Origin of the sequence: Borborobacter arsenicus, from assembly GCF_003934165.1 — a bacterium.
In the GTDB taxonomy this organism is placed as follows: Bacteria; Pseudomonadota; Alphaproteobacteria; order Rhizobiales; family Rhizobiaceae; genus Pseudaminobacter; species Pseudaminobacter arsenicus.
In genome coordinates, this window is sequence record NZ_RKST01000001.1 from 346,862 (window position 1) to 373,191 (window position 26,330).

The following is a 26,330-nucleotide window of genomic DNA, read 5'->3' on the forward strand; positions in this document are numbered from 1 at the left end:
ACGACAATGCCCATCCGCCAGATCGACGACCTCGAGAAACTCAAGAAGATCAACCAGGCGCTGATTTCCCGCGTCGAACGCTCGATGGACCAGCAAGGCAATGCCTTTTCGCTGTTCCAGACTGCAATCAACCTGGAAAACCGGGTGCGCAGCCGAACCGACGAATTGCGCTCGACGCTGCGGCGCCTGGAAGTCTCCAATCTTGACCTTGCAGCCGCCAAGGAGAATGCCGAGCAGGCCAATCTGTCCAAGACGCGGTTTCTCGCTGCCGCCAGCCACGACATCCTGCAACCTCTGAATGCCGCCCATCTGTCGGTTTCGGCGCTGGCCGAAATCCAGACCGACGAGGAAGGCAAGAAGCTGGTGCGCCAGGTCGAGCGCTCGCTGGAGACGATGGACGACCTGATCCACACGCTGCTCGACATATCCAAGTTGGACGCGGGCGTGGTCGAACCCGAGATCACGGACGTATCGCTGGAACAACTGTTTGTCTCGCTGAAGTCGGATTTCCAGCCGCTTGCGGAACTGAAAGGGCTGAAACTCAGATTCCACGCCGGCAATGCGGTGGTCCGTTCTGATCGGACACTGCTTCGCCGTATCCTGCAGAACATCGTTTCCAATGCCGTACGCTATACACGAACCGGCGGTGTCCTCGTTGGCATGCGTCACCGCTCAAACATGATCCGCATCCAGATTGCCGACACCGGCTGCGGCATCCCGGAAAACCAGCGTGAGGCGGTATTCGAAGAATTCCACCGCGGCACCATACCGCCCGATACCGACCTCTCCGGCGGCCTCGGCCTGGGGCTCTCGATCGTGCGCCGCATGACAAACGCGCTTGGTCATCCGGTCACCTTCTCGTCGGTCGTCGGCCGCGGCACCATCTTCCGTATCGACGTTCCAGTCGCTGCCGGGGCGGCGCTCGCCCATCAGGCAGCGGCGTCCGAGCCCGAACGGCCGCGCGGCTATGGCCTTTTCGGTACCAAGGTGCTGCTGATCGAAAACGACATGGAAGTGCGCGACGCCATGACCGCGCTGCTGGAGCGCTGGCAATGTACGGTAAGGACGGCATCCTCTTCGGCCGGCACTTTGGAAGCGCTGGGCGACACGGCCTGGATTCCCGACATCATCATTGCCGACCAGCATCTGGATGGCGGCGACCTCGGCAGCGTCGCCATTGCCGACGCCCGCTATCATCTCGGCCGGGCGGTTCCTGCCCTGATCGTTACCGGCGACGCTTCCGAGACAGTGGTCAATATCGCCCGCGAAATCGGTGTGGAACTGATGCGCAAGCCGCTGAAGCCGGCGCAGTTGAGGGCTCTGCTGGCGCATTTGCTGGCGTAGTTGGCAATATAGCGCGCGCCCTTTGATCGATTCCGACCATCTTCAGGTCTAAAATCCCGATGGCTCCCGGAACAGATCGGCGTTGTCGAGCTTGGACACCTCAATCACCGCCTGGGTGCGACTGTAGACATTGAGCTTGCGCAGGATCTCGGAGACATGTGCCTTCACCGTGGTCTCGCCGACTTGCAGCTCGAAGGCGATCTGCTTGTTGAGCAGCCCCTGACGCAACATCTGCAACACGCGCAGTTGTTGCGGCGTCAGCTTGGAGAGACGCCGGATCATCTCGGCACGATCCGCGCTCTCATCATCCGGCGCCTGTCCCTCATAGCCCTCCGGAACATGGATGGCGCCCTCCATCACCGAACGAATCGCATCGGCCAGATCGCTCTTGCGCACCGATTTGGGAATGAAACCGGCTGCGCCATAGGAAAGTGCTTCGGAAATGATCTTTGGCTCGTCATGCCCGGAAACAACGACTACCGGCAGCCGTGGATGATGTGTGCGCAGTTGCAGCAACCCGTCAAAGCCGTGGACGTCAGGCATGCTGAGATCCAGAAGCGCAAGATCGAACGGCTTGGGATCGGCAAGCAGCGTCAGCGCCTCGGCAATCGAACGGGCTTCCACCGTATCCACATCCGGATAGGCCATACGGACGGCGCTGTGCAGCGCCTCACGAAATAACGGGTGGTCATCGATTATCAGGAATCGAGCGGCATCGTTGGCGGCACTCATAGCCAACACTCCATTATGCAAAGGCTGCGACCGAGACATGCCGGCACTTTCCGCCGACCCAAAGGGACATATTTTCCAAATCCTCGATCCATGGCGCCAATTTCAAGGTAGCCCACCGACGCGTAAGCGATTATTGCCAAATAGTACATCTGATCGCCCCGCGGGCACACAAGTTCGATCAGCGGGGCACTGGAGACCCGGCCGATGAGCGAGATCGTCCTGCACAATTATTTCCGTTCCTCGACCTCCTATCGCGTGCGCATCGCACTGGAAATGAAGGGGCTGGACTATAGCTACGTGCCGCACCATCTGCGCCATGGCGAGCATTTGGAACCGCCCTATAGGGCGGTCAATCCCCAAGGGCTGGTACCGGCACTGATCTGGCGGGATGGAACACTACTGGTCCAGTCCTTGGCAATCATCGAGTTCCTCGACGAAACGGTGCCACAACCGCCACTTCTGCCTGCGGACGCGCTTGGCCGCGCACGAGTACGCATGCTGGCTCAGATGATTGCCTGCGACATTCATCCAGTAAACAATCTACGCGTGCTGACCTCATTGCGCACGTTATTCGGCGCCAGCGACGAGGACGTCGCCAACTGGTTCCGCCATTGGGTGAACGAAACGTTCGAACCGCTTGAAAAGATTCTGGCTGACAGTCGCGAGACGGGAACATTCTGCCACGGAGACACGCCCGGCCTGGCTGATATCTGCCTTGCAGCCCAGGTGGCGAACAATCAGCGTTTTGGCGTCGATATGACGCCCTATCCGATCATTTCACGCATATATGATGCCTGCATGGAACTGCCGGCCTTTGTGAAGGCAGCACCGAAAAACCAGCCCGACGCAGAATGACGGTGATCAGTCACCGGCCTTTCTGCGCCGCTCATAGATCATCACCAGCGTTTCGGCAGTCAGCGCGGGCTTTTCCTCCCCCTCGATCTCCACCACATTGTCAGCCTTCATCAGATATTGGCCCGGCCCCCGATTCTCCAGGCCTATCAGCGTCGACCGCAGGCGAATCCTCGTTCCCACTCTGACCGGCGCCACGAAACGCACCCTGTTCAGCCCGTAGTTGAAGGCAGCCTGCGTATTCTCGGGCAGCGCACCAATCTCCTGTCCCAACGCCCCGATTATGGACAGTGTCAGATAGCCATGCGCGATGGTCGTGCGAAACGGGCTTTGCTGGCGTGCACGCTCCGGATCGACATGAATCCACTGGTGATCGCCCGTGCAGTCGGCAAATTTGTCGATCCGCTCCTGATCGACCATCACCCATTTCGAAACGCCGAGTTCATGGCCGACCCGATCGGGCAGATTGGCAAAGGTCAGAACCGGCATCGACATGGCATTCTCCCAGAGCATGTTGCAGCCAAGTGGAATCACTTGGCGTCGCACACATGCGGCAAAATCAATTAGGTAGACCATGATGTCGTCCGAAAACCGCTACGCACTTTTCGGCATCATGGTCTAGCATCATCAATCCGCACTCGCCCTGCCATGACGTCGGATCGAGCGTCGTCACCTCCTCGCTCCGACCGACGCGCGGTGCGGCAAGCGCGCATGCGGGTTCACCTCCTTCGGACCATTGATGGCTGGCGCCTGTCAATTCATGCCGGGCGACGGGCTACTTTCTTTTTTCGTAACTGTTGCGGATTTCTTCCAGTGACTCGCGCATGCGGGTCCGCAGGATGTCCAGGGACTCCCCGCCCGATTTCCTCATGATATCCGCTGTTTCGCCCGCGTTTTTCACCGCCGCCTCGAAGGATCTGCGGGCAAAATCGGCCTGCTTCGACATGATTTCCTGGGAACTGCCGGAACTGCGCAGCGTCTGCGCCACATCGGAGATTTCATGCAGCAATTCCTGCAACATCTGTCCCTGCCGCGACATCAAGGTCGACGCGCCGGAGGTCGCTGCCGACGCAGACTTCTGCAGGGCTTCAAGATTCTTGCGATGGTGATCGAGGACCGCATCGATATCCACGCGCGGCATCTTCAGGTCCTGCCCAAGCCTGGTGAACATGTCGGTGAAGGATTCGGGTTTCCTTGCCATGGCTCCAACCTTTCGCTCGCGGATTTCCGGCAACTTCATCCCACAAGAATAGACCGGCGGCGTCATCGGTCAATTCGAGAGAAGGGTCAGTTCGACGACGTAGAGCGCCAGTCCAGCCAGGCCGCCGATCAGCATGCCATTGAAGCGGATATATTGCAGATCCCGGCCGATGTTCATTTCCAGAAGGCGCGTGAGCTGGGCCAGATCCCAGCGTTTGACCTGATCGGCGATGAAGGTGGAAACCCCACTTTTCTGGCTTTCCACGAAGGAGGCAAGCGCCACGACAAAGCCCTGGTTCATGTCGGCACGGATTTTCGCGTCGCCGGCAAGATGGCGTCCGATCTCCACGAACATATTGGCAAGATGAGCCCGGATCACGGAGTTCTGCGCTTTCACGTCCTGTTCGATCAGCGCGCGAAAGCTTTCCCATACGTCACCTGCCAGCGCTTTCATTTCGGGACGGGCAAGAAAGTTCCGTTTCATTGCCTCGGCACGCCTTGCATAGGCTCGTGAACTGCGCAGATCTTCGATGAATTTCAGCATGAATCGATCGAATTCCAGCCGCATCGGATGGTCTTTATCGGCATGCACCTCCTCCAATAGGGAGCCGGCCGAGGCAACGATCTTCTTCAGGAGATAGGCATCAGCGCGAAACAGGTTGAACAGCGAGGGCAGCTCTTCCCTTATTTTCTCGCGCATGGCGGCAAGCGCCTCTTCGTCGGTCAGGAACCTGCCGGCGACCTTGATGAACTGGTCAAAAAGCTTCTGGTGACGGCGGTCCTCGGTAAAGGCGCCGAGCAGGCCGGCTGCCAGCGGTGCAACAGGCACCTTCTCGACCTGTTCCAGCATCCGGTCGGCCACGAATCCGCGCAGACCCGATCTGTCGATGGCGGCGAGGGTTTGCGGCACGAGGCGGACGACGAAGCGCGACAACCCGTCAGCGCGTTTAGGATCGGAAAGCCAATCTGAAACAAGGGCGGAGAAATCTACCTCTTCGAGTTTCTCGCGCACCGGCTCGGGCGCCAGGAAATTGGCTTCGATGAAGCGGCCGAGATTGTCGGCAATGCGATTCTGATTGGCGGGAATGATAGCCGTATGCGGGATCGGCAGGCCGAGCGGCCGCTTGAACAGCGCCACCACCGCATACCAATCGGCCAGCCCGCCAATGGTGGCTGCCTCGGCAAATGCCGCCACGAAGCCGAGCCATGGCCAATAGCTCTCGAAAGCCTTTGCGGCGGCAAAGACAGTCACACACAAAATCAGCGCAGCCGTGGCTATGGCCTTGGTTCGCCGAAGGGCTGCCAGTTTTTCTGTCTGGTCACGAAAAGGCACGGCGGATGAGGCTTCGGTCGATGACATGGATCTGTCCGTCCTGGATCACCGCCACCCTATCATCCGAATGACTTTGCGCTACTCACGCACGCGAGGGCATCCGCGCTTCAGCGGCAAAGCCCGACGTCGGCACAAAAAGCGGCCGCAACGGCTCCAACGTAATCACGCCGACCGTCTCGCCTGCATCGAAGGACAAGGCCGCATCGAACTTTCGCGCCAACGCCTTCATCGCCTCGTTCTGCGGGTGCGTGGTGACCAGCAACTTGGAATAGCCCAGCCCGCGCGCATTGGAGATCAGCCGCTCGAACAGCCGCCCACCGATGCCGCGCTGCTGCAAATGGCTTTCGACGCTGAAGGCAATCTCGCCCGTCGGCTCGGCGAATTCCGCACGCTCGTGCAGTTCCGCCGCCCCGAGCACCCGGTCGCCCTCGACATAACCGATCACGGTAGCGCCCTCGGAGAAGCTGCGCTTGGCATAGGCTGCGAGAAAATTATCGTTGATGGCGCCGTTGAAGCGGTCACGGCGGCTTGCCGGATCCAGCCTTAGCAGATGTTCGCGAAAACGCGGCAGGTCGGATGGCCGCAACTGCCGGATGAGTCCCGCTGGGGGAACGGCATGGTGCGATGCAAATTCCTGCATGTCGTACTCCTCATGGGTTCCTCCCAAAAGTTTACGACTCCCGATAGCGCCTATATTGTGCACCGCAGCATCAGTTGCAACCGTCACTTACGTAAAGGTCACGATGCCGCAGGCACCACTCGCAAAGTTGACCACACGCCGCAGGTATTTTTCTGATCTTGTCTGGAATTATTCCAAACTGTAGGCCATATTCGAATCTGACCTACGGCACAGCGATATCCAGCAGGATTGACAATGCCATGGCATCGGATCGACGCTACCTCGCTGAATCGGCCACGCCTAGAGGCGGCCTTCGCGGATATGCGTCGAGCTTTGTGAAGGACAGATCATGCGGCTTACCCGTCAGACCAATTACGCAGTGCGTATCCTCATGTATTGCGCCGCCAACAACGACCGGCTGAGCCGGATTCCAGAAATCGCCAGCGCCTATTCGGTATCGGAGCTGTTCCTGTTCAAGATTCTGCAGCCGCTCGTCGAGAATGGGCTGGTTGAGACCGTCCGCGGCCGCAATGGCGGTGTCAGGCTTGGACGCCCGGCCGACCAGATCACACTGTTCGATGTAGTGCGCGTCACCGAAGAAAGCTTCGCTATGGCGGAATGCTTCGAAAACGACGCCACGGAATGCCCGCTGGTGGACAGTTGCGGCCTGAATGCGGCACTGCGCGAGGCGCTGAACGCGTTTTTCGAAGTGCTGTCGCGTCACAGCATCGACGATCTGGTCAAGAAGGGATCCCGCGTGCGTTCGCTGCTCGGCATCGATCTTCTGGCCGACCGTCACGCGCCTGCGGCATAAATACAAACCTAGAGTGCTGCCGATTGAGGCAGCACGAAAGGCATATTGCCTGAAGGCAGCGTGCTGACCTTCATCCGGCACTCGAAGACCCTTGAAATCAGCTCGTCATTGAGCACGTCCTGCGGCGCGCCGGCGGCAGCCAACCGGCCGCGATGCATGACGAAGATGCGATCGGCAAACATTGCCGTCAAATTGAGGTCGTGCAGGATGGCGACAACACCACCTCCCCGCGCCGCGAAATCGCGGGCAATGTTCATGATCGTCAATTGATGCTTGATATCGAGGCTCGACACCGGCTCATCGAGAAACAGATAGCGCGGTTCGCCCTCGAAAACCGGCGCCCATACCTGGCAAAGCACGCGGGCCAACTGCACCCGCTGCTGCTCGCCGCCCGACAGTTCCTGATAAAAGCGCCCGGCAAATCCATCGAGATCGACCCGCGCCAATGCCAGTTCCGGCAGGCGTTCGATTTCGCCCGGCCGCGCACCTGAACGGCCGCTCATCAGCCCAAGCTTGACGATCTCGCGAACCGTGAAGGGAAAAGACAGCGCGGTCGCCTGCGGCAGCACGGCCCGCATGGAAGCCGCTTCCCATGGTTTGAGACGGGAGAGATCGCGGCCATTGACCGCGATCCTGCCGCTATAAGGCAAATCTCCGGTCGCAGCCTTCAGGAAAGTCGTCTTGCCCGAACCGTTCGGCCCGACAATGGCGGCAACCTCCCCCGCACGCACATCGAAATCGATATCGGCAATGATGCGCCTGCCACCAATTGAAACCGATATCCCGCGAGCCTCGATCATTCTCATCCCCTACAGGTCGAGGACGCCACGCTTGCGCAGCAATATCCAGAGGAAGAACGGCCCGCCCACCGCCGCCGTGATGATGCCGATCGGCAGTTCAGCCGGCGCGACAATGGTGCGGCTGACCGCGTCGGCAAGAAGCAGCATGGAAGCACCGAGAAGTGCCGAGGCAGGCAGCAGATAGCGATTGTCCGGCCCCATCAGCAGGCGCAGCAGATGCGGCACGACGATGCCGACGAAGCCGATGCCGCCGCTGACGGCAACGGACGCTCCTGTGGCTGCCGCCACCGAAACGATTGCAACAGCCTTGAGGCGCTGCACGGGAATGCCCAGATGGCTTGCCGCCGCCTCGCCCAGCGCCAAGGCGTTCAGCCCGCGCGCCAAAAACGGCGTTACGATCAATGCAAGCACGATAATCGGCCCAGCCGCCAGTATCTTGGTCCAGGTCGCGCCGGCAAGCGAGCCGAGGCCCCAGAAGGTCAGGTCACGCAACTGCCGGTCGTCGGCGAGATAGATGAGGACGCCCGAAAAGGCGCTGGCCATGGCACCGAGTGCGATGCCGGCAAGCAACATGGTGGCGATCGAGGTCTGGCCGCGTCGCGTTGCCACGCGATAAAGAACGATGGTTATGGCGAGCCCACCCAGAAAGGCGGCAAGCGGCAGCGCGTAGATGCCGAACAGGGCAAGCAGCGGGCCGAGCACAGTGCCGCCCAGCACAATGACCGAAATTGCCCCAAGCGCTGCGCCAGCCGAAACACCGACCAGGCCAGGATCGGCAAGCGGGTTTCGAAACAGGCCCTGCATGACTGCGCCGGACACGGCAAGTGCGGCCCCAATCAGTGCGCCGAGGACGACACGCGGCAATCTGATCTCATAGATGATGATCGAGTCGCGAGCCGAAAGCGCGACGCCATCGGTTCCCGCTCCGGAAAGCCAGCTTCGAAGGACGCTCAAAGCCGATGCGTCCGAAGCTCCGGCGGTCAGGCCGAAAAGGATGTTGGCGGCAAGAATCATGCCCAACAGCACCAGCACAAGCCTCGCGCGTGTCGAGCGATCGCCTTGCGGAGTGGATCGATACGCCATGCCGAGCCTGCCGGCGAAACTGTCAACCACGGCTTTTTCCGCTCAATTCCGAAGCTGGTCGCCATAGAGCGCCGTCGCCAGGTCGCGAACCGCGCCGGCAGTACGCGGCCCGAAACCGAGCAGATAGCCGCCATCCATCAGCACCAGTTTTTTGGTTGCAGCAGCAGGCGTGCCGGCCAGACCTGGATGGTTCCACAGATCGGCGGCGGCCGCCTGGTCGTCGCCCCGGTCCATCATCAAAACAAGATCAGGCCGGGCAGTCAGCGCCGCTTCGTCGGAAAGCTGCTTGTAGCCGGAAAAGCCCTCCACGGCGTTGATTCCGCCGGCCAGCCGGATGATGCCATCGGCAGCCGTATCGGCCCCTGCGGCCAACAGCTTGCCGCCCTGCACGCTGAGCAGGAAAAGAACGCGCTTGCGCTCGGGCACATTGGCTGTGAGCTTTTCGGCCGCAGCGAGATCAGCATCGACCGAAGCAGCCAGCTTCTCGGCCGCAGCGTCCGCACCAAGGCTTTTGCCGACGATCCGTATCTTCTCCAGGATACCTTCATGATTGAATGTTTCCGGAACGGTGATGAAGGTCACGCTGGCTTTCTTCAACACATCTATCGCCTCGGCGGGGCCGCTGCCTGCCAGCGCAAGAATGCCGGTCGGAGAAACCGACAGCACACCCTCAGGCGACAGCGCGCGCATATAGCCGACATCGGGCAGTTTCAGCGCAGCTTCCGGATAGGTGCTGGTCGAATCGCGGGCTATCAGCCTGCCTTCCTCGCCAAGCGCGTAGACGATCTCGGTGATCGACCCTCCGATTGCGACGATACGGGAGGGGTCGGCAAATATCGCCCCGCCCTCCTGCGCCTTTGCCGGCGGCGGCGCAGCAAAAAGCGCGAGGGCAAGGCCGAGCAAGACTACCCAGATGCTCCGGGAAGGAAATCCGCGAGGCCGGGGCGAGATTGCGCTCATGCTGTCACCGCAGACGGAATCCGGGGCAGGTTTTCAGCAAGAAGCCGCCAATCCTCGCGCTCCATCTCGCCTTCATGGCGCTGCCCGAAGAACTGGATGATCAGATTGCCTTGCGCATCATAAGCTTCGAGCGACGTGACATGCCCTTCCTTGGTCGGCTTGCGAACCGCCCAGAGCTCACGCACATGATCGGTCCTGAGATGCAGGTGGAAGGTTTCGTCCATCACATTGATCCAGGGGCCCATCGTCTTGATATTCTTGACCGGGCCGGAATGAATCTGGACGCAACCGCGACTGCCGACGAAGCACATTATCGGCATCTGGTCTTCGGCGGCATGATGCAGCATTGCCGATAGCGCATCATTGTCCACGAGCCATGCATAGTCGGAACCTACCAGCTGAACGGCCTGCTGGCGCCCGAGTTTCAGCTTGCGCAACATGCCGAAGAACTGATGAACATCGGTCATCTTCGACCAGCGCTCGCGCAGTTCCTCTACGCCTGCAACCGCATCTCCAGTCTCACTCTCCTTAACCGCGCCGTCCTCGACATAAACGTCGATGGCCTGCCTTTGATCCGCTGCAACCAGCGACGAAACCAGGTTTTGATAGGCATAAAGGTTCGAAGCCGGGCGCAGATGCACCTTGTGCACTGCCTCACCTGACTGGTCGAAGAACTGGAGGCTGCGGCGGATTTCACCGCCATCCCGCTTTTCCACGGCAAACCATGCGCCCATTGCTTCGGGAAGATCCTGAGGTCGATATGTTCGCCAAGCACGATTGCATGCTGGGTCCCGGTGAGGACCTTGTCGTAGACGCCGATCTTTTCATGCACCGCGCTTGCATTGCGGGTGAGCGCCATGACCTCGCCGACCGCTTCAAGCCCGACCAGCACATCGTTGACGCGCGGTTCGATACGCGTGACGCTTTCCCCGCAATAGGCGGCGACGAACTCGGCTTCCGAGATGCCCAGCATTTCGGCGAGGTCGCGCTCTCGCATTTTCGGATTTTCGGATCTCGCCAAGCGGATCTGATGCGGCGCAGGTTTGACGCGGGCGTCCATGAAAACGGCCTTTACTTATTGAGGATGAGCTTGCCCTGGCGGGTGATTTTCAAGCGATAGAGCGAGCCGCCATGATCGATGCCGATCTCATTGTCACCTGCAAACAGGGCCGAACTCGATACCGTGCGGATGGCCACAGGCTGTGTCTGCCTGCGTTCGGGAACCTCGACATAAGACCTTCTGGCTCGATAGCGGAAATCATCGTGACTGTGACTGTTCATGGGTCGCTCCCACCTATTTTCCAGCTGTTTGCCCGGCGGTTTCGGGATTGCATCGGCAGCCCGAAATCAATCTTGACTCGAACTGTCATGTTCAATAGTCAGTGCAATACCGGAGTAAACGAGTCAAGATTTAAAATGCTCCGGCTTCAATCAAGATGCTAGCAAGCCCCGTGCCAGCCCGCATGAAAGATACCGGAGAACATGGGCATGGGGTTTTTGGCCAACGGAGCCGCTTCGTCTGATGATGACGCAGTCGCACCATTCAGGATACGCGCAAAGCGCTCGGCAGCCTTGATGGCGGGTGTGGCGGCGATTGCCTGCGGGCTCAGCACACCGCTCCTGGCACAGGAAACTGAAGAACAGGCTGCAACGCAAACGCAGGAACCCGCCGATACGAATTCTGAAGCCAGAACCACGGTTCTGGACAAGATCACCGTTGTAAGCCGCACCAATGAAACGGCCATCGATACGATGGCGTCTGTCAGCCATATCGGCGAGGAACAGCTTCAGCGCCGCATGGCCTCGACGCCACAGGATGTGCTCTTCGGCGTTCCCGGCGTGGCTTTGCAGTCGGATGCGAACAGATCGGCATCAAGCGTCAATATACGCGGCCTGCAGGATTTCGGACGCGTCGCAGTGATCGTCGACGGGGCACGGCAGAATTTCCAGCGTTCCGGCCACGGCACCCAGTCGATGTTCTGGCTGGATCCGGAACTGGTGAAGCAGGTAGATGTCATCCGCGGGCCCGTAGCTAATACCTACGGCTCCGGCGCCATTGGCGGCGTCGTCACCTACGAAACCAAGGATGCCGTCGATTTCCTGCGTCCGGGAGAGACTTGGGGTGCGTCAGTGACTGGCCGCCACGACACCAACGGGCATGGCTGGACGACCAGCGCGACCGGCGCTTATCGCTTCAACGACGACGCCGACATCATCGGCAATATCGTCTGGCGTGACTTCGGCGACTACAAGGATGGCGACGGGGACCGGGTTTCCGGAACGGGCTTCGACGTGCTCAGCGGCCTGCTCAAGACCACGTTGCGCCCCACTGAAAACAGTGAGCTGAAACTTGGCTGGCTCGGCGCGAATGACAGCTGGACCGAAGGTGGCGATGCCTACGGGATGGACGTGAAACAAAACACCTTCACCGGCCGCTACAACATTACCGACGAGAACCAGAGCTGGCTCGACCTGCACATCAACGCTTCGCTCAACAAGGCCGGCCTCGATCAGACTTATCTCAGGGATGTGACCCGCTTCAGTTCGGTCACGGGGCGAGAAATCACCCTCCCCGCAGGGTCACAGACGACCTACGATCTCGACACCTATGGCGTCGACATCTGGAACACCTCCCGCTTCGATACTGGCGGCGTTGCGCATGAACTGACCTATGGCGGCGACTGGGTGAGCGACGATGTGGTGACCACCAGCCCCGAAGGCGGGAGCGACGTATTCACGCCGTCTGGAAAGCGCCGGGTTTCCGGTGCCTATATCCAGGACAAGCTGACCTATGAATGGCTCGAGGTCATCGGTGCGCTGCGCTACGACAGCTACAAGCTCGATGGCGATACGACCGAAGTATCGGGAGATCGTCTTTCACCGCGCCTCACGGTCGGTGTCTCGCCATTCGAGCAGCCCAGCCTGAGCGGTCTGCAATTCTACGGAACCTATGCCGAAGGCTACCGGTCGCCATCGCTTTCGGAGACAGTCATCAGCGGCCTGCACCCCAATGGCGTGGTCTTTCCCTTCCTGCCCAATCCCGACCTCCGGCCGGAAACCGCCAAGACATGGGAGGTCGGGCTGAACTACGGCTATGATGGCCTCTTTGCCGCAGACGATACGCTGCGCATGAAGGCTGCCTATTTCAACAATGATGTGGACGATTACATCGGCGGCACGATGGTGTCGGCATTCGATCCCACCGCCGGCTGCCCGATGGTCAATCCGCGCATGCCGCTCTGCTACCAGTACCAGAACTTCGCCAATGCCAGGATCAAGGGCTTCGAACTGGAAAGCATCTATGATGCAAGCTGGGGCTTTGCCGGGCTTTCCGCCTCCATCATCAACGGCCACACCATAGATGAGGATGGCCTTCGCGAAGACCTCGTCACCATCCCGTCAAGTCAGGTGACGGCGCAGATCGGCTTCCGTTTCCTGGAAGACAGACTGACCGTCGGCGGGGAGGTGCAATATAACGGCGCTCCCAAGGGAAATGATGCTGCCAGGGATTTCACGCTGGTCAATGCTTTCGCGTCCTATCAGGCGACGGAAGATTTCAGGGTCGACTTCCGCGCCGACAACATCTTCGACGTGAAATACTCGAACCCACTCAACGCCTCTGCTACAACCACTATCTACGAGCCCGGCGTCACTTTGAAGCTGGCAGCAACCATGCGTTTCGGAGGTTAAGAACAGGTGCCAAAAGCGACAACACTCATCCACCCCCTGGCCTCCATGATGGTGCTGTCGCTTGTCCTGGGCATGCCGTCATATGCCCAGGAGGCACCTTCCGCCCCCTCCCTGGAACTGGAACTCAACGCCACGCAACCCTCCGACAAGGGCTGCCGGCTGACCTTCGTCGTGGCCAACAAGCTTGGCTCCGATCTCTCCAAGGCGGCATTCGAGATAGCGCTGTTCAACGACGCAGGCGTGGTCGATCGATTGACCGTACTCGACTTCAAGGACCTGCCGAAGGAAAAGACGAAGGTGATCCGCTTCGACCTTGCCGGGGTCGATTGCGCGCGCATCAGCCGCGTGCTTATCAATCAGGCGACCGAATGCGCCGGGGCTGACGTGGAGCCGGGCGCCTGCATGGGCCGCCTCAAGCTGAACAGCCGCACTGACACGGTGTTCAGCACATGATGACGACCAATCTGTCTCAGCATCTGAAAGGAATGAACGCATGTATGTCGCGATGAATCGCTTCAAGGTGAAGCCGGGCATGGAGGAAGATTTCGAAAACGTCTGGAAGAACCGCAACTCGACACTTTCGGAAATGAAAGGCTTTCGCCAGTTTCATCTGCTGCGCAGCACCTTCAACGAAGAAGAAGGCTATACGCTGTTTGCCTCGCATACCGTCTGGGACAGCCGCGAAGATTTCGAGGCCTGGACCAAGTCGCAGAATTTTCGCGATTCGCACAAGAACGCTGGCACCAGCAAGCTGACCGTGTTCGGCCATCCGCAATTCGAAGGCTTTTCGTCTGTCGAAGGCGCCTGATTCCAGAGCATGATCCCGAAAAGTGGGAACCGGTTTTCGGAAAAGATCATGCTAAAACAAATAGAAAGAGCCTGATAACGGTTCGACAAACGTCAGCAGGATTTAAGAGACGACCTCCCAAGTCTCGGAAAGCCGCCGTCCGTACAGCCGGGCGGCGGCTTTTTTGTCATGCGCCCGCAAGCAAGGTCGCGTTTCCACCGGCAGCCGTGGTGTCCACGCAGACCGCGCGCTCATGCGCATAGGCCGCCGGATAAAGGACTTCGCCGACCAGTGGCACGATCGGCCCCTTGCGTTTGGCAAGCGCGCGCCGGATTTCCTTCGCCGTCTCCGCTCCTCCTGCAAAGGCGACGACGTGCACCGCCAGCGTTTCCAGGGCGGCCACAGGCACGATTCCGTCCATTGCCTCCAGCGGCAATCCCTTGCCGGTGAGCGCATTGAGCACCGGCGGCGCGCCGGGCGCCACGGCAAGGACAGCGTTGCCGGCGGCCAGCGCCTGGACGACCTGTGCCAGCAGCGCATCGCTGTCGGGGCCCAGGCAAAGGACACGGCCGCGCGGAACCAGCGACAGTGTATTCGCTTCTCCCGTCGGACCGGGCAGATCGACCGGACCAAGATCGATCGCGGCTGCCGCTGCAATCGCAGACGCGCCCTTGCCCCGCAGAAGCTTTCGCATCAGCGCGATGCGGTCTCCCGCAGGGTTCCACCCGATCGACACTGATGCGGCAAGGCTTTCTGCCAGCCGGTCAGAGGAAATTTCAGTGCCGTCCAGCGCTTCCGCCACTCTTCCGGGTGCGCGACGGAACCGGCGCAGATAATGCGGGCCGCCGGCTTTCGGCCCCGTGCCTGAGAGGCCCTCGCCACCAAAGGGTTGCGAGCCGACGACCGCACCGATCTGGTTGCGATTGACGTAGATATTGCCGGCATGGATGCCATCGACGATATGCTGGACACGTGCCTCGATGCGGGTATGCAGGCCGAATGTCAGGCCGTAACCCTTTGAGTTTATGGCGGCAATGACCTTATCGAGATCGTCGGCGTCGAAGCTCGCGACATGCAGGACCGGGCCGAATACCTCGCGCTCCATTTCTTGAATGCCCGACACGCGAAACACATGCGGAGGAACGAAACGGCCTTCCGCTGGCGCTTCCAGCTTGGCGACGAGCTTGCCCTTGGCTTCCATGGAAGCGCAGTAATCTCGGATTGATTCCTGCGCCTCCTCGTCTATCACCGGGCCGACATCGGTCGATATAAGCCAGGGATCACCAACGCCGAGCGCTTTCATCGCGCCTTCGAGCATCTCAAGCATCTTCCGCTCCACGTCCTTCTGGACATAGAGAATCCGCAGGGCCGAGCAGCGCTGCCCCGCACTCTGGAAGGAGGATGCAAGGATATCGCGCACCGCCTGTTCGGGCAGCGCGGTGGAATCGATGATCATCGCATTCATGCCACCGGTCTCGGCGATCAGCATGGCATCAGGCGCCGCCGTCTCGGCAAGCTGCCGCTCGATCAGCTTTGCCACTTCCGTCGATCCGGTGAAGCACACGCCAGCGATACGCGGATCGGCCGTCAGCGGTCCACCCACCGTCGGGCCGTCGCCCGGCAGAAGCTGGATGACATCTTCCGGAATACCCGCCTGACGCATGAGCTCCACCGCGCGCGCGGCAATCAGCGGCGTCTGCTCGGCCGGCTTGGCGATCACTGCATTGCCAGTGACAAGCGCGGCCGCAATCTGGCCGGTGAAGATGGCGAGCGGGAAATTCCACGGCGAAATACAGCCAATCACGCCACGCGCCGCCGTCCCCGCCTCGGCGTTCTCGGCTTCAGACGCGTAATAGCGCAGGAAGTCCACCGCCTCACGTACCTCGGCAACCCCATCTGCCAGCGACTTGCCGGCCTCACGGGTGGCCAGCGCGAAGAACTCGATCGCATTTGCCTCATAAAGATCGGCAACCCGGCGCAGGGTGGCGGCACGCTCCTCTACCGGGCGCCGCGCCCAAGCTGGTTGCGCCTCGGCCGCTATGCGAACCGCCGTTGCCACCAGTTTGGCTGATGCCTCGACCACGGTGCCGACAACATCATCCGGTCGCGCGGGATTGATGACCTTGCATTCGGCTCCATATTCGGCTGCGCGCGTAATCGGCTTTGCCGACCAGCGGTCCGGGGTGCTGAAATTCGCCTTCGCATGCTCGATCGCGCCGAGCGTCACGGGATCGGTGATGTCCCAGCCTTTCGCATTGCGCCGCCCTGCCCCGAAGATTTCCGCCGGCCGCACGATGGCGGGATTGGTGGCTGGCCCCTGAACTTCCGCCACCTCGAACGGATCACGCGCGATGGTTTCCGGCCTCACGCTCTCATCGGTCAATTGATGGACGAAGGAGGAATTGGCGCCGTTTTCAAGCAGGCGGCGCACCAGATATGCGAGCAGGTCGGAATGCGCACCGACAGGCGCATAGATGCGACAGCGCGTGCCCTCAGCCTTGCGCACCGCCTCGTGCAGCTGTTCGCCCATGCCGTGCAGGCGCTGGAATTCGAAACAGTCGCGATCCGGTGCCATCGACAGGATGGCGGCGACCGTGTGCGCATTGTGGGTGGCAAACTGCGGATAGATGCGGTCGGTCATCGACAGCAGCTTGCGGGCGCAGGAAATGTAGGAAATATCGGTGTTCACCTTGCGCGTGAAGACCGGATAGCCGTCTAGCCCAAGCACCTGCGCCCGCTTGATCTCGGTATCCCAATAGGCGCCCTTGACAAGCCGCACCATGATCTTGCGGTCGAGCCGCTGGGCCAGCGCATAAAGCCAGTCGATGACGAAGGCGCAGCGCGGCCCATAGGCCTGCACCACCACGCCGAAACCGTCCCAATCCGCAAGTTCGGGGCTGGCCAGAACGCGCTCGATGACATCGAGCGACAGGTCCAGGCGGTCGGCTTCCTCGGCATCGATGTTCAGCCCCATACGGGCATGGCGGGCGGCAATCGCCAGAGACAGCAGACGCTCGGCCATCACCGGCAGCATCTTTTCCCGCTGCGCGACCTCATAGCGTGGGTGTAGGGCGGAAAGCTTTACCGAGATGCCGGGATTGGTGCGGATATCCGGACTGTTCGACCCGCTGTTCAGGGAGGAAATGGCATCGGCATAGGCACGATGATAGCGCAGCGCATCTGCATCGGTGCGCGCCGCCTCGCCAAGCATGTCGTAGGAATAGAGATAACCCTTGGCAATCAGCGGTCGCCCGCGCCTGACGGCCTCGGAAATGGTACGGCCAAGAACGAACTGCTCGCCCATTTCGCGCATTGCCGCAGCCACCGCCTTGCGAATGACCGGTTCGCCCAGCCGCCGCACCATGGAGCGCAACGTGCCGGCAATGCCGTCATCGTCCTCATCGTCAAGAACCCGGCCGGTCAGCATCAGCGCCCAGGTAGATGCGTTGACGAAGATCGAGCTTGAGCCGCCCGAATGGGCCGACCAGTCATGGGGCGCGATCTTGTCCTGGATCAGTTCGTCCATGGTCTCGCTATCGGGCACCCGCAACAGGGCCTCGGCCAGGCACATCAGCGCCACGCCCTCTTTCGTGGAAAGGCCGTAAGCCGAGAGAAAAACCTCCATCAGCCGCGGATCGGACGAAGCACGAACCGTCTTCACCAGCTCTGCCGCGCGCGCTGAAATCGCCTTGCGCTCGGCCTCGCCCAACCGGGCAGCCTCCACCAGACGCGCTAGCGCCTTATCCTCATCGGGCAGGTAGTTGGCACGGATCTGTTCGCGGATGGTGTCAAGCAGTGGAGCGGTCATTGGACATCCTGCCGGCGTGAGAGGGAACCGATGCCAGCCCTATCATAGTCCCGTTTCAGGTGCGGCCCAAAGAATTGGATTTGAAAGATCAAATAGCCTATAAAAGACAAGTTGCTCCGACTTAATGACTGCCTATACAATGAATAAAGATCATTTGGACCGCATCGACCGCAATATTCTTGCCGCCCTGTCGCGCAATGGCAGGCTTTCCATGGCCGAACTGGCCTCACGGGTCGGCCTGTCGAAGACGCCGGTCCAGGCGCGCGTCCGGCGGCTGGAGCAGGAAGGCTTCATTCGCGGCTATGCGGCAGTGATCGACCATGAGCGTATGGGCGATGGCCATGTAGCATTCGTTCAGGTGAAGCTGTCCGATACGCGCTCGGCCGCACTCGAAGCCTTCAGCCGCTCGGTCCAAGGCGTGGCCGAGATCGAGCAATGCCACATGATGGCGGCGAGCTTCGACTACCTGCTCAAGGTGCGCACCAAGGACATCGCGTCCTACCGGCGCGTGCTTGGCGAACGCATTTCCGCTTTGCCCCATGTCGCACAGACATCGACCTTCGTGGCGATGGAGACGGTGAAGGATCGCTGAGCAACGGCATTGCCGTCACCTTTGTGTGAGGTAGTCAGTTCGACGGGACCCATGTAAAATCACCATTGATGCGGAGGAGCAGCGAATGGCAAACGGCATTGCGTCGATCGGCGAGTGCATGCTTGAACTGTCCGGACAAAGTGCCCCGATCTGGCGGATGGGTTTTGGCGGCGACACGTTCAATACGCTCTGGGCGCTACGCGCCCTCAGTTCCGGGCACCATGTCGACTATGTCTCGGCCTTTGGCGACGACCCGTTCTCGAAAGATCAGATAGAGTTCTTCCGCCAGCATGAAATCGGCATCGCCAACAGTCCGATCATCGCCGGCGCCCGCCCAGGCCTATACGCAATCAAGCTGAATGGAGCAGAACGCTCCTTCACCTATTGGCGCGGCGACGCGGCCGCACGCAAGCTTGCCAACGATCCTGCCGCCTTGGCAAAAAGCCTTGAAAACCGGTCGCTTATCTATTTTTCCGGAATCACTTTGGCAATTCTCGATCCCGCGGCCAGACGCACATTGCTGCAGAAGATTGCGGATGCGCGTGCTCACGGCTCCCACATCGCCTTTGATCCCAACTACCGGCCAGTGCTCTGGCAAGACAAGGCAATCGCCCGTGATGCCATCAGTGAGGCCCTGAAGGTGACCGACATTGCCTTGCCTACGTTCCCCGACGAGGAAAGCCTGTTCGGCGACCAGTCACCGGAAGCCACAGTGGAACGGCTCGACAAGGCGGGCGTGGCTGAGATCGTTGTCAAGAACGGCGACCGCGCTGCCCTGACCTCCCACTACGAAAACACGGTGTCCGTTCCTGCCGCACATGTCGCCAGCCCGATCGACACGACCGGCGCCGGCGACGGCTTCAATGGCGGCTATCTTGCCGCCCGGCTGCTCGGCATCGCTCCCGCAGAAGCGGCGAAACGTGCTCATCGCGTCGCTGCCGCCGTGGTTCAGACACGCGGTGCGCTGGCGCCATTCGAAATCCTGCGGCTGGCGTTCAACCGTTGAGCGCAAGCCTTCAAGGAACCGACCAGGAGGACTGTGTTGAAGCCCCTCTACGAAAAGGTCGACCTGCCGGTTGCATCGATCAGGCGCTATCTCGAGCCTGGCCCCATCGTGCTGGTGTCGTCAACTCACGGCGAGAGACGGAACGTCATGACCATGGGCTGGCACACCGTTATCGAATTTTCCCCGTCATTGATCGGCTGCGTGATCTCCAGCAACAATCACAGTTTCGGCATGGTCCGCGACAGCGGCGAATGCGTGATCAACATTCCGACCAGTGCGCTTGCCGAGGAAATTGTCGGTATCGGCAAATGCTCCGGCGCATGGATCGACAAGTTCGAAACCTTCAAGCTGACGACCGAACCCGCAAAACTGGTCAAGGCACCCCTCATCCGCGAATGCTTCGCCAATCTGGAATGCAGGCTGGTTGATGACAGCCTCGTCGGAAAATACAGCTTCTTCGTCTTCGAGGTGGTGAAAGCCCATGCTGCCACCACACCCAAATATCCGGAAACGCTCCACTATATGGGTGACGGCACTTTCATGGTGTCGGGAAAGATCATCGAACAGCACCCGAAATTCAGCGCGGGCATCCTGTGGAGGCGGATTCTGAACGCATTGCGTCCTGTGCAGCGCGCGTAATCGTTCAGGTCAGGCGAAATCGATATTCGGTGATCTGGCGATAGATTTCGCCCGGCCGAAGGGTCGCCTGCGGAAAATGGGGCTGATTTGGAGAATCCGGCCAGACCTGAGGCTCGAGACAGAGGCCGGCGAAGGCGCGGTATCTGCGGTCTTCCAGTCCCACCGAATCCGGCGCTACATGCTGGCCTGTATAGAGTTGAAGGCCCGGCTCGGTAGTCCAGACTTCCATTTCCACGCCGGACGTTGCGCCCCGAACCCAGGCCGCCTGTCGCAATTCCCCTCGCCCGGCAGCAAGACAGAAATTGTGGTCATAGGGAATTTGCCTTCCATCGGCGATCATGCGCAGCTTGCGTGCCTGCCGGAAATCGAGAGGCGTCCCCTCAACCGGCTGAACGACGCCCGTGGGGATAAGCGCTTCATCAACCAGCAGATAGGCATCGGCGGCAATCATCAATCGGTGATCGAGAATATCGCCGCTGCCGCCATCGTCGAGATTGAAATAGGAATGATGCGCCAGATTGCACAGCGTCGGCGCATCACAAACGGCCGTCAGTTCCAGCGATAATGTGGCGGGTGCCCGCAGCCTGTAGGTGCCTTGCACATCGAGCGTGCCCGGAAAGCCCATGGTTCCATCGGGATCGCGCAAGGCGAGCGTGAGGAAATCCGCGCCATGATCGGCAACCTGCCAAAGCCGGCGAGAAAATCCGCCCGAGCCGCCATGCAGGCCGTGCATTTCGGGATGATCCGGATCGACCTGGTATTCCTTGCTACCAATGCGGAAACGCCCGTCACGAATGCGATTGGCATTGCGGCCGACAATGGCGCCGAAATAAGCGGCATCGGAAAAATAGGCCTCGCAATGTTCGAAGCCCAGGACCAGCAGTGCCTCGTGGCCATGCAGGCGCAAATCCTGCACCACACCGCCCCAGTTCAGGATATTTGCCGAAAGACCGCCGGCGGTCAGGGTAAACCGCCGGACGTCCTGTCCATGGAAAGAGCCGAAGATCTCATCTGCCATCTCCGGCCTTCCCTTAGCGCTGACGACTATGCCCTGAGGTCAGAGCCCCAGCCCGCCGATGCAGACATATTTGGTGTCGAGATAGTCGTCGATGCCCTGATGGCCGCCCTCGCGACCGAGGCCGGATTCCTTGACCCCGCCGAACGGCGCCTCGGGCGTGGTGATGATGCCCTCATTGACGCCGACCATGCCGTATTTCAGCCCCTCCATGACCCGGAAGGCGCGGCCGAGGTCGCCGGTGTAGAAATAGCAGGCCAGCCCGAATTCGGTGTCGTTGGCAAGCGCCACCGCCTCCTCCTCCTTGTCGAACTTGAACACCGGCGCCAGCGGCCCGAAGATCTCCTCGGTCATGAACTTCATGCCGGTGGTCGCGCCGGCAATCACCGTCGGCTCGAAGAAGGAACCGCCGAGTTCATGGCGCTTGCCGCCCGACACCACCTTGCCGCCCTTGGCAACCGCGTCCGCGATGAACTCCTCGACCTTCTCCACCGCCTTGACGTCGATCAGCGGCCCCTGCTGCACGCCGTCCTCCACGCCCGGGCCGACCTTGAGCTTTTTGGCCGCCGCCGCCAGCTTGTCGACGAAGGCGTCATGGATGCCCGCCTGCACGAAGAAGCGGTTGGTGCACACGCAGGTCTGGCCCGAATTGCGGTATTTGGCGGCGATCGCCCCTTCCACCGCCCGGTCGAGATCGGCATCGTCGAACACCAGGAACGGCGCGTTGCCGCCGAGCTCCATCGACACCTTCTTGACCGTGGACGCCGACTTCTCGATCAGCAGCTTGCCGACCTCGGTCGAGCCGGTGAAGGTGATCTTCTTGACCAGCGGGTTGGCGCAGATCTCGTCGCCGATCTCGCCGGCCGACCCGGTGACGATGTTGACCACCCCCTTCGGCATGCCGACCTCCTCGCACAGCGCCCCCCAGGCGAGGCCCGAATAGGGCGTCTGCGAGGCCGGCTTGACCACCGCCGTGCAGCCCGCCGCAATTGCCGGGCCGATCTTGCGCGACAGCATCGAGGAGGGGAAGTTCCACGGCGTGATGGCGGCGATCACGCCCACCGGCTCGCGCGTCACCAGGACGCGGCGGTCGGCCCAGGGCGAGGGCACCACATCGCCATAGGCGCGGCGCGCCTCCTCGGCAAACCACAGCACATAGGCGGCCGACGAGGCAATCTCGCCCTTCGATTCGGTCAGCGACTTGCCCTGCTCGAGCGTCAAAAGCTCGGCCAGCGCGTCCTGGTTGTCCATGATGGCGTCGTGCAGCTTGCGCAAAAGCTTCGAGCGCTCCAGCGCCGAGGTCTTGCGGAAGCTCTGGAAGGCTGTATGGGCGGCCTCGATCGCCCGCCGGGTCTCGGCCCCGCCCGCGCGCGGCACCGTGCCGAGCCTCAAGCCGGTCGCCGGGTTGATCACGTCGATCGTCTTGCCGCTGTCGGCCTGCACCCACGCGCCGTCGATCAGATTGGCCTCGCGCATGAAATGACTGGTCTTCTGGAGCATCGTCTTGCCTTCCCCCAGCGCCGTACGCTGGTTTTCCTGGAACTCTTTACGGAATGAAACGGCTGTCTTTTCGCCTATCAATAGAAAATATATGGCCCTGCTTGCGACCGCGCCACCTCTTTACCCACCGGAAGGCACACGATCAATCGCCCTGCGCGCGCCGCCCCCATGGTCCAGACAGAATCTTCACGGTTTTATATAGGTACGGCGTTAACCGAACACCGTCTGCGCAACCGTCAGCCAGAACGCGGTCGTCACCACGGCACAGGCCGTAGCTATGGTCAGCTGGTTGGAGGCAAGCGCCTCACCAGTGCCGAACTGGGTGGCAATGAGGTAGGAGTTTACCCCGGAGGGCAATGCCGCGGCCGCGACGGCAACCTTGGCCGAAAGCGGCGGCAGGCCAAAAAGCCATGCCGCACCCAGCGCCACGGCAGGCATCAGCAGCAGCTTCATTGCCGAGAGCGCAAATGCAGGCCGCATATTGCCCGACAGGCCGAAACCGACCAGTTCCACCCCTATCGCAAATAGCGCGACCGGGCCGGCGACATCGGCCAGCGCATCGACCAGCCGGCTAAGCAGATCGGGCAGCGGCGCCCCGGTGAGACGCCAGACAAGCCCGGCCAATATGCCGATGATGAGCGGATTCTTGAACAGCCTGCCCAGGAACATGCCGACAACCTGCTGCAGCCGTGGTGAGCCGTCGCCATGCTTGCCGAAAATCTCGAACATGACGATAGAGGACGCAAGCATGATCGGCAGATGGACGGATACGATCAGCGACAGCACCTCGAAGCCCTGCTCGCCAAACACCCCCAGCATGAAGGGAATGCCGAGCAGCACGAGATTGGAGAAGGCGCTCGCCACGCCGCCGACCACCCCGGTTTGCGGGTCGCGTCCAAAGACCCGCGTCGTGACGAGGTGACCGCAACTCCAGGTCACAGCCACGGCGGTGAAATAGGTCGCCCATAGCGCCCAGGGCGCTGCACCGTGGAAATCGGCACCGACCATGGTGCGAAACAATAATACGGGAAGTGCAACCCCAACCGCGAATTGCGACAGCGCCGCGCCGGCTTCCGCCTTCAAATAGCCGCTCAGGCCGGCGCCGTAGCCAAGCGCGACCAGCCCGAAGATGAAGAGAACCGTTCCCGCAAGCGAAGACATCGCACGGTGATAAGCGTGTGCGCGAGGCCGCGCAAGCGGCGCAGTCTTGCTAACGGAATGAATTTACAGAAAGAATTGGGCATCGAGCTTCCGCTACGGTGTCATCCCGGCAAGTCGTGCCGATGCGCCTCCCGGTGCCTTGTCTTTGACCAGCAGCTTGCATCCCTATATCAGCGAAATCATGCAAGGATGGACAATGCTTCGATTCGCCTTGATTTTCGTGTTCCTCGGCCTCTTGCCGGCCCAGGCTACGGAAGCCGGCTGGGCACTTCTGCGCGACGGCGGCCATGTCGTGCTGCTGCGCCACGCGATAACGCCCGGCAGCGGAGAGCCGGCCAATTTCGACATCGAGAAATGCTCCACCCAGCGCAACCTGACGGATCGAGGCCGGCAGCAGGCGCGCAAGATGGGCGCGCTTTTCCTCGCCCGTTCCGACTTCACGGAGCGGGTCTTGTCGAGCCGCTACTGCAACAGCCTCGATACGGCGCGTATCGTTTTCGGCGACCGGATCGTGGAGCCGTTTGCGCCGCTCGATCGCCTGTCCGACGACAAGGAAGCCGCAAAAGCGCAGAACGACGCCGTGATGAAGGAGATCCGCGCCTATAGCGGCTCGGGCAACTTCGTTCTGGTGACGCATCTGGAAAATATCGTCGCACTGACCGGCAGCACCGCGCGTGAAGGCGAAGCGTTGATCGTGCGTCCCGAAGGCGAAGGCCTTCATATTCTCGGCCGTATTGTGTTCAATTAGACCGACCGCCCATGCTTCGCGGGCCGATTGGGCCTTTTCCTGCCGGGAAAAACCGATTAGAGAGCCGAACAACAGCGCGGGCGAGACCCGCCCCGATTTGAAGGAAGAACCGTGTCAACGACATTCGAAAAAGTTGCCAAGATCATCGCCGACACGAGCGAGATCGATATCGATACCATCACCCCGGAAAGCCACACCATCGACGATCTGGGCATCGACAGCCTTGATTTCCTCGACATCGTGTTTGCGATCGACAAGGAATTCGGCATCAAGGTGCCGCTGGAAAAGTGGACGCAGGACGTAAATGACGGCAAGGCCTCGACCGACGATTACTTCCTGATGAAGAATCTCTGCACCAAGATCGACGGCCTCGTCGCCGCCAAGGCTGCCGCCTGACCCCTTGACGGGAGCAGGCTGCCTGACAGACAACAACTGCCCATGAGCGCCCACGACGTCGTCATCACCGGCATCGGCCTTGTTTCGTCCTTGGGCGAAGGCACTGATGCGCATTGGCACAAACTGACCGCTGCCGATGCCGCTCCCACCGTGGATGCGACGCGCTATCCGCCCTACACGGTCCATCCTTTGCCGGAAATCGACTGGAGCCTGCAGATCGCCAAGCGCGGCGACCAGCGCCAGATGGAGACCTGGCAGCGGCTCGGCACCTATACGGCCGGCCTTGCGCTGGATGACGCCGGTATCAAGGGTGACGAAGGCCTTTGCGCGACCATGGACATGGTGGTGGCAGCCGGCGGCGGCGAGCGCGACGGCACCGTCGACGATGCCATTCTTGCCGCTTCCGAGACCCGCAACGATCGCGAGGTCCTGCTCAACGAAAAGCTGACCACGGAATTGCGGCCGACGCTGTTTTTGGCGCAACTTTCCAACCTGCTCGCCGGCAATATCTCGATCGTGCACAAGGTGACGGGTTCCTCGCGCACCTTCATGGGCGAGGAAGGTGCCGGTGTCTCGGCCGTGGAGACTGCGGCTGCCCGTATCCGTTCGGGTCAATCGACCCATATGCTGGTCGGAGGCGCCTTCCAGACTGAACATCCGGATATGCTGCTCGGCTACGAACTCGGCGGCTATCTGCATAGGGGTCCGTGGAAACCGGTCTGGCAGCGCGACGGCGCGGAAGGCGGCGGCGTAGTCAGCGGTTCGGGCGCAGCCTTCCTGGTGCTGGAATCGCGCGAGCATGCGAAGGCGCGCGGCCGCCACATCTATGCCCAGCTTGGCCCGGTGATTTCCGGCCGCGCCAGACGTTCAAAGGAAGATCTCGCCACGGCGATCGGCGGCCTCTTGGACAAGACCTCCCTGCCCGATGGGCCGCTTCTGGCGCTCTCCGGGGCATCGGGCGCGCATGCCGCAACCGCTGCCGAAGGATCGGCACTGGCGCAGTACGGGAATATCGCGGCGCGCGGCTTTGCCACGCTGACCGGCCATATGAAGGAAGCGCAATTTCCATTCGCCGTCGCGCTCGCCGCATTGGCGGTGGATCGCAAGGCCGGCTATCCCGCATTCGATGCCCAGGCCGAAAAGCGCTATGAGGGAATTCCGCATTCGGTGTTGGCAACGGCGGTCGGCTATCACTATTTCGAAGGCATGGCGCTGGTCAGCGCCTCCGATTGAACCTGCCGGGATAAAGAC

At 60.9% G+C, this 26,330-nt stretch carries 25 protein-coding genes and 1 pseudogene; 12 read left to right on the forward strand and 14 right to left on the reverse strand.

The window, feature by feature from the left end; all coding sequences use genetic code 11:
• The first annotated feature begins 6 nt into the window (after nt 1–6).
• Complete coding sequence (locus EET67_RS09230; RefSeq protein WP_128625848.1) at nt 7–1,344, forward strand: ATP-binding response regulator; 1,338 nt, start codon at nt 7–9, stop codon at nt 1,342–1,344.
• Between the two features lie 48 nt (nt 1,345–1,392).
• Here the strand turns inward: EET67_RS09230 and EET67_RS09235 are convergent, their stop codons facing one another.
• Complete coding sequence (locus EET67_RS09235; RefSeq protein WP_165899846.1) at nt 1,393–2,076, reverse strand: response regulator; 684 nt, start codon at nt 2,074–2,076, stop codon at nt 1,393–1,395.
• 204 nt (nt 2,077–2,280) lie between these two features.
• Between EET67_RS09235 and maiA the strand changes: the two genes are divergently transcribed.
• A complete protein-coding gene (maiA, locus tag EET67_RS09240) occupies nt 2,281–2,931 on the forward strand; it encodes a maleylacetoacetate isomerase (protein WP_128625849.1) in 651 nt (216 codons plus the stop codon).
• Nucleotides 2,932–2,937: 6 nt separating this feature from the next.
• On the opposite strand, the gene EET67_RS09245 is transcribed toward maiA, so the two are convergent.
• From EET67_RS09245 to EET67_RS09260, 4 genes are all read right to left on the reverse strand, one after another.
• The gene (locus tag EET67_RS09245; protein ID WP_170313219.1) at nt 2,938–3,417 is read right to left on the reverse strand and encodes a MaoC family dehydratase; all 480 of its coding nucleotides are present in this window, start codon (nt 3,415–3,417) and stop codon (nt 2,938–2,940) included.
• 286 nt (nt 3,418–3,703) lie between these two features.
• Nucleotides 3,704–4,129: a phasin family protein gene (locus EET67_RS09250; protein WP_128626153.1), complete on the reverse strand. Its 426-nt coding sequence runs from the start codon at nt 4,127–4,129 to the stop codon at nt 3,704–3,706.
• Between the two features lie 69 nt (nt 4,130–4,198).
• Nucleotides 4,199–5,488 carry a DUF445 domain-containing protein gene (locus EET67_RS09255; RefSeq protein ID WP_128625851.1) on the reverse strand — a complete coding sequence of 430 codons (1,290 nt, stop codon included), beginning with the start codon at nt 5,486–5,488 and terminating at the stop codon, nt 4,199–4,201.
• Between the two features lie 55 nt (nt 5,489–5,543).
• On the reverse strand, nt 5,544–6,101 hold the full coding sequence (locus EET67_RS09260) for a GNAT family N-acetyltransferase (RefSeq protein ID WP_128625852.1): 558 nt from the start codon (nt 6,099–6,101) through the stop codon (nt 5,544–5,546).
• A 328-nt stretch (nt 6,102–6,429) separates the two neighbouring features.
• On the opposite strand from EET67_RS09260, the gene rirA reads away from it, so the two are divergent.
• Complete coding sequence (gene rirA, locus EET67_RS09265; RefSeq protein WP_128625853.1) at nt 6,430–6,894, forward strand: iron-responsive transcriptional regulator RirA; 465 nt, start codon at nt 6,430–6,432, stop codon at nt 6,892–6,894.
• Between the two features lie 8 nt (nt 6,895–6,902).
• Here rirA and EET67_RS09270 read toward each other — a convergent pair whose 3' ends face one another.
• From EET67_RS09270 to hemP, 5 genes and pseudogenes are all read right to left on the reverse strand, one after another.
• Complete coding sequence (locus EET67_RS09270; protein ID WP_128625854.1) at nt 6,903–7,694, reverse strand: heme ABC transporter ATP-binding protein; 792 nt, start codon at nt 7,692–7,694, stop codon at nt 6,903–6,905.
• 9 nt (nt 7,695–7,703) lie between these two features.
• The gene (locus EET67_RS09275) at nt 7,704–8,777 is read right to left on the reverse strand and encodes a FecCD family ABC transporter permease (protein WP_128626154.1); all 1,074 of its coding nucleotides are present in this window, start codon (nt 8,775–8,777) and stop codon (nt 7,704–7,706) included.
• 42 nt (nt 8,778–8,819) lie between these two features.
• Nucleotides 8,820–9,737, reverse strand: coding sequence for a heme/hemin ABC transporter substrate-binding protein (locus EET67_RS09280; RefSeq protein WP_128625855.1), 918 nt, complete (start codon nt 9,735–9,737; stop codon nt 8,820–8,822).
• A pseudogene (locus tag EET67_RS09285) lies at nt 9,734–10,797 on the reverse strand (hemin-degrading factor). Before EET67_RS09285 ends, EET67_RS09280 begins: the two are co-directional and overlap by 4 nt.
• Before the next feature lie 11 nt (nt 10,798–10,808).
• On the reverse strand, nt 10,809–11,018 hold the full coding sequence (hemP, locus tag EET67_RS09290) for a hemin uptake protein HemP (protein ID WP_128625856.1): 210 nt from the start codon (nt 11,016–11,018) through the stop codon (nt 10,809–10,811).
• 207 nt (nt 11,019–11,225) lie between these two features.
• Between hemP and EET67_RS09295 the strand changes: the two genes are divergently transcribed.
• The 3 genes from EET67_RS09295 to hmuQ are packed head-to-tail and all read left to right on the forward strand — an operon-like array spanning nt 11,226 to nt 14,235.
• Nucleotides 11,226–13,427 (forward strand): TonB-dependent hemoglobin/transferrin/lactoferrin family receptor, encoded by a 2,202-nt coding sequence (locus EET67_RS09295; protein ID WP_170313216.1) that lies wholly within the window; start codon nt 11,226–11,228, stop codon nt 13,425–13,427.
• A 6-nt stretch (nt 13,428–13,433) separates the two neighbouring features.
• Nucleotides 13,434–13,880 carry a hypothetical protein gene (locus tag EET67_RS09300; RefSeq protein ID WP_128625857.1) on the forward strand — a complete coding sequence of 149 codons (447 nt, stop codon included), beginning with the start codon at nt 13,434–13,436 and terminating at the stop codon, nt 13,878–13,880.
• A 40-nt stretch (nt 13,881–13,920) separates the two neighbouring features.
• A complete protein-coding gene (gene hmuQ / locus EET67_RS09305) occupies nt 13,921–14,235 on the forward strand; it encodes a heme-degrading protein HmuQ (RefSeq protein ID WP_128625858.1) in 315 nt (104 codons plus the stop codon).
• A 166-nt stretch (nt 14,236–14,401) separates the two neighbouring features.
• Here hmuQ and putA read toward each other — a convergent pair whose 3' ends face one another.
• Nucleotides 14,402–18,022, reverse strand: a complete 3,621-nt coding sequence (putA, locus tag EET67_RS09310; protein WP_128625859.1) for a bifunctional proline dehydrogenase/L-glutamate gamma-semialdehyde dehydrogenase PutA — start codon at nt 18,020–18,022, stop codon at nt 14,402–14,404.
• Nucleotides 18,023–18,161: 139 nt separating this feature from the next.
• Here putA and EET67_RS09315 point away from each other — a divergent pair, with 139 nt between their 5' ends.
• From EET67_RS09315 to EET67_RS09325, 3 genes are all read left to right on the forward strand, one after another.
• Nucleotides 18,162–18,614 carry an Lrp/AsnC family transcriptional regulator gene (locus EET67_RS09315; protein WP_128625860.1) on the forward strand — a complete coding sequence of 151 codons (453 nt, stop codon included), beginning with the start codon at nt 18,162–18,164 and terminating at the stop codon, nt 18,612–18,614.
• An 85-nt stretch (nt 18,615–18,699) separates the two neighbouring features.
• On the forward strand, nt 18,700–19,620 hold the full coding sequence (locus EET67_RS09320; protein WP_128625861.1) for a sugar kinase: 921 nt from the start codon (nt 18,700–18,702) through the stop codon (nt 19,618–19,620).
• Nucleotides 19,621–19,656: 36 nt separating this feature from the next.
• Entirely contained in the window at nt 19,657–20,259 is a 603-nt protein-coding gene (locus tag EET67_RS09325; protein ID WP_210211111.1) for a flavin reductase family protein, read from the forward strand.
• A gap of 4 nt (nt 20,260–20,263) precedes the next feature.
• Here the strand turns inward: EET67_RS09325 and EET67_RS09330 are convergent, their stop codons facing one another.
• From EET67_RS09330 to EET67_RS09340, 3 genes are all read right to left on the reverse strand, one after another.
• The gene (locus tag EET67_RS09330; RefSeq protein ID WP_128625863.1) at nt 20,264–21,277 is read right to left on the reverse strand and encodes an aldose epimerase family protein; all 1,014 of its coding nucleotides are present in this window, start codon (nt 21,275–21,277) and stop codon (nt 20,264–20,266) included.
• 39 nt (nt 21,278–21,316) lie between these two features.
• Nucleotides 21,317–22,774, reverse strand: coding sequence for an NAD-dependent succinate-semialdehyde dehydrogenase (locus EET67_RS09335; RefSeq protein ID WP_128625864.1), 1,458 nt, complete (start codon nt 22,772–22,774; stop codon nt 21,317–21,319).
• A gap of 210 nt (nt 22,775–22,984) precedes the next feature.
• Nucleotides 22,985–23,935 (reverse strand): AEC family transporter, encoded by a 951-nt coding sequence (locus EET67_RS09340; RefSeq protein WP_128625865.1) that lies wholly within the window; start codon nt 23,933–23,935, stop codon nt 22,985–22,987.
• Between the two features lie 196 nt (nt 23,936–24,131).
• On the opposite strand from EET67_RS09340, the gene EET67_RS09345 reads away from it, so the two are divergent.
• From EET67_RS09345 to EET67_RS09355, 3 genes are all read left to right on the forward strand, one after another.
• Nucleotides 24,132–24,683 carry a histidine phosphatase family protein gene (locus EET67_RS09345; RefSeq protein WP_128625866.1) on the forward strand — a complete coding sequence of 184 codons (552 nt, stop codon included), beginning with the start codon at nt 24,132–24,134 and terminating at the stop codon, nt 24,681–24,683.
• A gap of 111 nt (nt 24,684–24,794) precedes the next feature.
• Nucleotides 24,795–25,079 (forward strand): acyl carrier protein, encoded by a 285-nt coding sequence (locus EET67_RS09350; RefSeq protein ID WP_128625867.1) that lies wholly within the window; start codon nt 24,795–24,797, stop codon nt 25,077–25,079.
• A 42-nt stretch (nt 25,080–25,121) separates the two neighbouring features.
• The gene (locus EET67_RS09355; RefSeq protein ID WP_128625868.1) at nt 25,122–26,312 is read left to right on the forward strand and encodes a beta-ketoacyl-ACP synthase; all 1,191 of its coding nucleotides are present in this window, start codon (nt 25,122–25,124) and stop codon (nt 26,310–26,312) included.
• Nucleotides 26,313–26,330: the final 18 nt, after the last annotated feature.

What these genes read in the sequence shown, in the direction of transcription:
- EET67_RS09335 (WP_128625864.1), bottom strand. Translation starts at nt 22,774, where the DNA reads ATGCTCCAGAAGACCAGTCATTTCATGCGCGAGGCCAATCTGATCGAC.
- EET67_RS09270 (WP_128625854.1), bottom strand. Translation starts at nt 7,694, where the DNA reads ATGATCGAGGCTCGCGGGATATCGGTTTCAATTGGTGGCAGGCGCATC.
- maiA (WP_128625849.1), top strand. Translation starts at nt 2,281, where the DNA reads ATGAGCGAGATCGTCCTGCACAATTATTTCCGTTCCTCGACCTCCTAT.
- EET67_RS09330 (WP_128625863.1), bottom strand. Translation starts at nt 21,277, where the DNA reads ATGGCAGATGAGATCTTCGGCTCTTTCCATGGACAGGACGTCCGGCGG.
- EET67_RS09250 (WP_128626153.1), bottom strand. Translation starts at nt 4,129, where the DNA reads ATGGCAAGGAAACCCGAATCCTTCACCGACATGTTCACCAGGCTTGGG.
- hmuQ (WP_128625858.1), top strand. Translation starts at nt 13,921, where the DNA reads ATGTATGTCGCGATGAATCGCTTCAAGGTGAAGCCGGGCATGGAGGAA.
- EET67_RS09275 (WP_128626154.1), bottom strand. Translation starts at nt 8,777, where the DNA reads ATGGCGTATCGATCCACTCCGCAAGGCGATCGCTCGACACGCGCGAGG.
- EET67_RS09235 (WP_165899846.1), bottom strand. Translation starts at nt 2,076, where the DNA reads ATGAGTGCCGCCAACGATGCCGCTCGATTCCTGATAATCGATGACCAC.
- EET67_RS09280 (WP_128625855.1), bottom strand. Translation starts at nt 9,737, where the DNA reads ATGAGCGCAATCTCGCCCCGGCCTCGCGGATTTCCTTCCCGGAGCATC.
- EET67_RS09230 (WP_128625848.1), top strand. Translation starts at nt 7, where the DNA reads ATGCCCATCCGCCAGATCGACGACCTCGAGAAACTCAAGAAGATCAAC.
- EET67_RS09340 (WP_128625865.1), bottom strand. Translation starts at nt 23,935, where the DNA reads ATGTCTTCGCTTGCGGGAACGGTTCTCTTCATCTTCGGGCTGGTCGCG.
- EET67_RS09245 (WP_170313219.1), bottom strand. Translation starts at nt 3,417, where the DNA reads ATGCCGGTTCTGACCTTTGCCAATCTGCCCGATCGGGTCGGCCATGAA.
- EET67_RS09295 (WP_170313216.1), top strand. Translation starts at nt 11,226, where the DNA reads ATGGGGTTTTTGGCCAACGGAGCCGCTTCGTCTGATGATGACGCAGTC.
- hemP (WP_128625856.1), bottom strand. Translation starts at nt 11,018, where the DNA reads ATGAACAGTCACAGTCACGATGATTTCCGCTATCGAGCCAGAAGGTCT.
- EET67_RS09255 (WP_128625851.1), bottom strand. Translation starts at nt 5,488, where the DNA reads ATGTCATCGACCGAAGCCTCATCCGCCGTGCCTTTTCGTGACCAGACA.
- rirA (WP_128625853.1), top strand. Translation starts at nt 6,430, where the DNA reads ATGCGGCTTACCCGTCAGACCAATTACGCAGTGCGTATCCTCATGTAT.
- putA (WP_128625859.1), bottom strand. Translation starts at nt 18,022, where the DNA reads ATGACCGCTCCACTGCTTGACACCATCCGCGAACAGATCCGTGCCAAC.
- EET67_RS09315 (WP_128625860.1), top strand. Translation starts at nt 18,162, where the DNA reads ATGAATAAAGATCATTTGGACCGCATCGACCGCAATATTCTTGCCGCC.
- EET67_RS09320 (WP_128625861.1), top strand. Translation starts at nt 18,700, where the DNA reads ATGGCAAACGGCATTGCGTCGATCGGCGAGTGCATGCTTGAACTGTCC.
- EET67_RS09345 (WP_128625866.1), top strand. Translation starts at nt 24,132, where the DNA reads ATGCTTCGATTCGCCTTGATTTTCGTGTTCCTCGGCCTCTTGCCGGCC.
- EET67_RS09355 (WP_128625868.1), top strand. Translation starts at nt 25,122, where the DNA reads ATGAGCGCCCACGACGTCGTCATCACCGGCATCGGCCTTGTTTCGTCC.
- EET67_RS09260 (WP_128625852.1), bottom strand. Translation starts at nt 6,101, where the DNA reads ATGCAGGAATTTGCATCGCACCATGCCGTTCCCCCAGCGGGACTCATC.